We start from the raw sequence: 4,245 nt of genomic DNA, 5'->3' as shown, positions 1-4,245 counted from the left end.
GCACTTAGCGCCGTCGAGATCAACGGCAGAAAACGAAGCAACTCGACGATGTCAACGACCGACCCGGCACTGACCAGCGGCAGGCTCAGTGGACCGAAGGAGGTCAGCTGAGCGTGCTCAGCGAATGCGAGGCCCAGCCGAAACCCGTCGTGCGGCCCCATCGTCGGATACACGTCATGAAACCATTGCATCGGCACCTGCGCTTCTTGCGTGATCAACGTTCTGAGGTCGGTGCCCTCCTGGGCCATTATCCGACCGAATGCGCTCGTCGCCTCCGTGCCCAGCGCACCGCTGTCGAGAAGCTGTGCAAACGCCAACGGGGGCACACCGGATTCACCGAGGGTCACGTGAGCCAGATTAACAACAGATTGCGACGTTCACACATGGATCGGTCGGGATCCGCACATTCACACTCAAGGGGAACCTCATACGTGCAAGGAGGTGGCCATGGCCACGATCACATACATCACCCACGATGGAGACGACTACGAAGCCGATCTCGTGGAGGGGAAGTCGCTCATGCAGACCGCCGTCGACGAAGCCGTCCCCGGCATCGACGGTGATTGTGGTGGCGAAGCGGCCTGCGGTACGTGTCACGTCATTGTCGACCCGGCGTGGATCAAGACCGTCGGGCGCAGCGGCGAGGGCGAGGAAGAGATGCTGAGCATGCATCCGGAACGGGAAGGAACCTCGCGGCTGTCCTGCCAGATGATCGCGACTGAGGAGTGGGACGGCCTGACTGTTCGCCTCCCGGAATTCCAACTCTGACCCGCAACGACGAAGGAATGCAATCATGAGCATCGCAGCCACCGTCGCCGAGAAGGCGCAATCAATGATCCCGATCGACCTTCAGATCCGGGGGGCGCATGTCTATGACAAGACCCGCCGAATCGTCACAAGGACCGACGGCCAGAAGATCTTCACCGAGACCCCGATCCCGCCGGTGGACGAGGTCGATCTCGCCGAAATCGACCTGAGTAACCCGTTCCTGTATCGCCAGGGTATGTGGCGCTCGTACTTCGAGCGTGTCCGCAACGAGGCGCCGGTGCACTTCCGTTCGGAGAGCCCCTTCGGTCCGTTCTGGTCGGTCACGCGACACGCCGACATCATCGCGGTCGACAAGAATCACGAGGCGTTCTCCGCCGAACCGTTCATCATCATCGGCAGGCCCCCGCGTTTCATGGACATCGCGATGTTCATCGCGATGGATCCGCCCCGGCACGACAAGCAGCGCGCCGCAGTGCAGGGCGTGGTGGCTCCGAAGAACCTTCGTGAGATGGAGGGGCTCATCCGCGCGCGCGTCCGCGAAGTCCTCGACGGCCTCCCACTCAACGAGCCGTTTGACTGGGTCCAGACTGTGTCGATCGAACTCACTGCACGCATGCTCGCGACGCTACTTGACTTCCCTTACGACAAGCGGCACAAGCTGGTCGAATGGTCCGACCTCGCGACCTCGATGGAGCAGGCCAACGGCGGCCCCTCGGACAACGACAGGGTCTTCCGTGAGATGGTCGCGATGGCGCAAGGCCTGAGTTCGCTGTGGCGGGACAAGGCGGCACGTACCGTGGCCGGCGAAGAGCCTGGCTTCGACCTCATCACCATGCTGCAAAGCAACGAGGACACCAAGAACCTCCTCGACGATCGCCCCATGGAGTTCCTCGGTAACCTCGTGCTGCTGATCGTCGGCGGCAATGACACGACCCGCAACTCCATGAGCGGCGGAGTGCTGGCCCTCAACGAATACCCCGAGCAGTTCGAGAAGCTCAAGGCCAACCCCGACCTCATCCCCAACGCGGTGTCGGAGATCATCCGCTGGCAGACCCCTCTTGCTTACATGCGCAGGGTCGCCAAGAAGGACGTCATGCTCGGCGGCCAGTTCATCCGCAAGGGTGACAAGGTGGTGATGTGGTACGCCTCGGGCAACCGAGACGAGCGCGTCTTCGAGCGTCCAGACGAGCTCATCATCGACCGGGCCAACGCCCGCAACCACATCGCGTTCGGTTTCGGTGTACACCGCTGCATGGGCAACCGGCTCGCCGAGCTCCAGCTACGCATCCTGTGGGAGGAGCTCCTCCCTCGCTTCGACAACATCGAGGTGGTGGGTGAGCCGGAGTACGTGCAATCGAACTTTGTCCGTGGGATCAGCAAGATGATGGTTCGCCTGACCCCCAAGGGGGAAATGTGACGGCTGATCAGGTCGTCATCCTCGGCGCGAGCCACGCCGGCGTCCAACTCGCGGGCGCTCTCCGAAAGGAGAAATGGGCCGGGGATGTCTTGCTGATCGGCGACGAGGGCAGGCTCCCCTACCAGCGTCCACCGCTGTCCAAGGCATACCTGGCAGGTGCATCACAGCTTGATGACTGCGCGATCCGCGGACGTCAGTTCTACGACAAGCAGCGGATCGAGCTCGTGGACGGAACGGCGACGGCGATCAACCGTTCCGCGCACACCGTCACCCTCAACAGTGGAGACGTGGTGTCTTACGCCACGCTGGCACTGTGCACCGGCGCGCGCGCCCGCGCGCTGACCGTTCCGGGCGCCGAGTTGACGGGCGTCCACTACTTGCGCACCGCCACCGACGTCGAGGCCATCCGTGCCGCGGTGGTGCCAGGTTGCCGGGCCGTCATCGTCGGCGGCGGCTATATCGGCCTGGAGACGGCCGCCTCACTTCGAGCTCAGGGTGTGGACGTCACTGTTCTCGAGGCTGCGGAACGCGTGCTCGAGCGGGTGACCGCGCCGGTGGTCTCGAGGTTTTTCGACCGTACCCACCGGACCGAGGGTGTCGATGTTCGCACCAGCGCGTTGGTCGAGGGTTTTCGCGGGGAGGGGCGAGTCGAAGAGGTGGTGCTCGCCGACGGTGAGACCCTGGCCGCGGACCTCGTCATCGTCGGTGTCGGCATCATTCCCAACACGGATCTCGCGGTCGCCGCGGGCCTCGAGGTTGACGACGGAGTCATCGTCGACGACCATGCACGCACCAGCGACCCCGACATCGTCGCCGCCGGCGACTGCGTCAACCAACGGATCGCACGGTACGACAGGCGCGTCCGCCTCGAATGTGTGGCGGCCGCCACCGAGCAGGCCAAGGTCGCGGCAGCGACCATCTGCGGCAACGAAGCCGGTCTCACCGCGCTGCCTTGGTTCTGGTCCGATCAATACGATCTGAAGCTGCAGATCGCCGGGCTCAACACCGGGTACGACGAGGTACTGGTCAGCGGTGACCCTGACCACGACCGTGACTTCACCTGTTACTACTTCAACGACGGCGAGCTGATCGCCGCGGACTGCGTCAACAGACCCAAGGATTTCATGAACGCGAAGCGTACGATCGCACAGCGTTCGTCGCTCGACAGGTCCGAACTGATCGGAGCCACACCATGACCACATCACCCGCGGCAGCGGAAAGGCCGGCGGCGGCGCTCACAGCATCGACCTTCCTCGACATCCATCACGCGACCGTGCAGGCCTTCACCCAAGACGCGGTCGGCGACGCGGACACCGATCGCGAGAAGGCGCGGCGCCTCTTCGCCGCAGTCCGAGACCAGATCCGTTACGACCCCTACACCGTCTCTGACAAGCCCGATCATTACCGGGCCAGCCATGTCATCGAGTCCGGACGTGGGTACTGCGTACCCAAAGCGGTCGTACTGACAGCCGCGTTCCGCGCGGCAAACATACCGGCCCGGCTCGGCTTCGCTGATGTACGCAATCATCTGCAGACCGACGCGCTGCGCGAACTCATGGGAACCGACGTCTTCGTATATCACGGATACAGCCACGTCTACATCGAGGGGCGCTGGTTGAAAGCTACACCCGCGTTCAACATTGAATTGTGCACTCGATTCGGGGTCCCACCTATCGACTTCACCGGCGATCGCGACGCGTTGTTTCACGCGCACGCGGCGGACGGCTCCGCGCACATGGAGTACGTGCACGAACGCGGCGTCTACAACGACTTGCCCCTCGAGGAAATCCTGGCGGGCCTGCGGCATGCCTACGGCCCTCTGATCTTCTCGGGACGGCCAGCTCCGTCCGACGCATTCCGCGCATAGTGTGCGCTCCGGCGGGCTACCGCCGCAGGTTACTGCCCGCTCGAACACCCGTGCCACCACCTGTCGGCCAGATCCCGTCGCACAGTGTCCACCACCACTAGGGAGACCATGACAATGTCCGAGTCATTGCTCGACACCTATCCACACCGAATGGGCGGCCATTGCGGCTCCAGCGCGATGCGCGACTTGATGG

General features: G+C 63.5%; 4 protein-coding genes and 1 pseudogene. 4 read left to right on the top strand and 1 reads right to left on the bottom strand.

Annotated elements, in window-relative coordinates:
- Positions 1 to 326, bottom strand: a pseudogene (locus tag ABLE92_RS25960) (AraC family transcriptional regulator); the annotation flags it as partial.
- Between the two features lie 121 nt (positions 327 to 447).
- On the opposite strand from ABLE92_RS25960, the gene ABLE92_RS25955 reads away from it, so the two are divergent.
- The 4 genes from ABLE92_RS25955 to ABLE92_RS25940 are packed head-to-tail and all read left to right on the top strand — an operon-like array spanning position 448 to position 4,052.
- Positions 448 to 768: a 2Fe-2S iron-sulfur cluster-binding protein gene (locus tag ABLE92_RS25955; RefSeq protein ID WP_005195134.1), complete on the top strand. Its 321-nt coding sequence runs from the start codon at positions 448 to 450 to the stop codon at positions 766 to 768.
- 25 nt (positions 769 to 793) lie between these two features.
- Positions 794 to 2,185 (top strand): cytochrome P450, encoded by a 1,392-nt coding sequence (locus ABLE92_RS25950; RefSeq protein WP_005195133.1) that lies wholly within the window; start codon positions 794 to 796, stop codon positions 2,183 to 2,185.
- Positions 2,182 to 3,381: an NAD(P)/FAD-dependent oxidoreductase gene (locus ABLE92_RS25945; RefSeq protein WP_005195132.1), complete on the top strand. Its 1,200-nt coding sequence runs from the start codon at positions 2,182 to 2,184 to the stop codon at positions 3,379 to 3,381. The genes ABLE92_RS25950 and ABLE92_RS25945 overlap by 4 nt, the downstream gene beginning before the upstream one ends.
- Complete coding sequence (locus tag ABLE92_RS25940; protein ID WP_005195131.1) at positions 3,378 to 4,052, top strand: transglutaminase-like domain-containing protein; 675 nt, start codon at positions 3,378 to 3,380, stop codon at positions 4,050 to 4,052. The genes ABLE92_RS25945 and ABLE92_RS25940 overlap by 4 nt, the downstream gene beginning before the upstream one ends.
- The last annotated feature ends 193 nt before the right edge of the window (positions 4,053 to 4,245 follow it).

Source organism: Gordonia oleivorans, assembly GCF_040044975.1.
GTDB lineage: Bacteria > Actinomycetota > Actinomycetes > Mycobacteriales > Mycobacteriaceae > Gordonia > Gordonia oleivorans.
The sequence above is the reverse complement of the archived record's forward strand: the minus strand, read 5'-3'. Positions and strand labels throughout refer to the sequence as shown.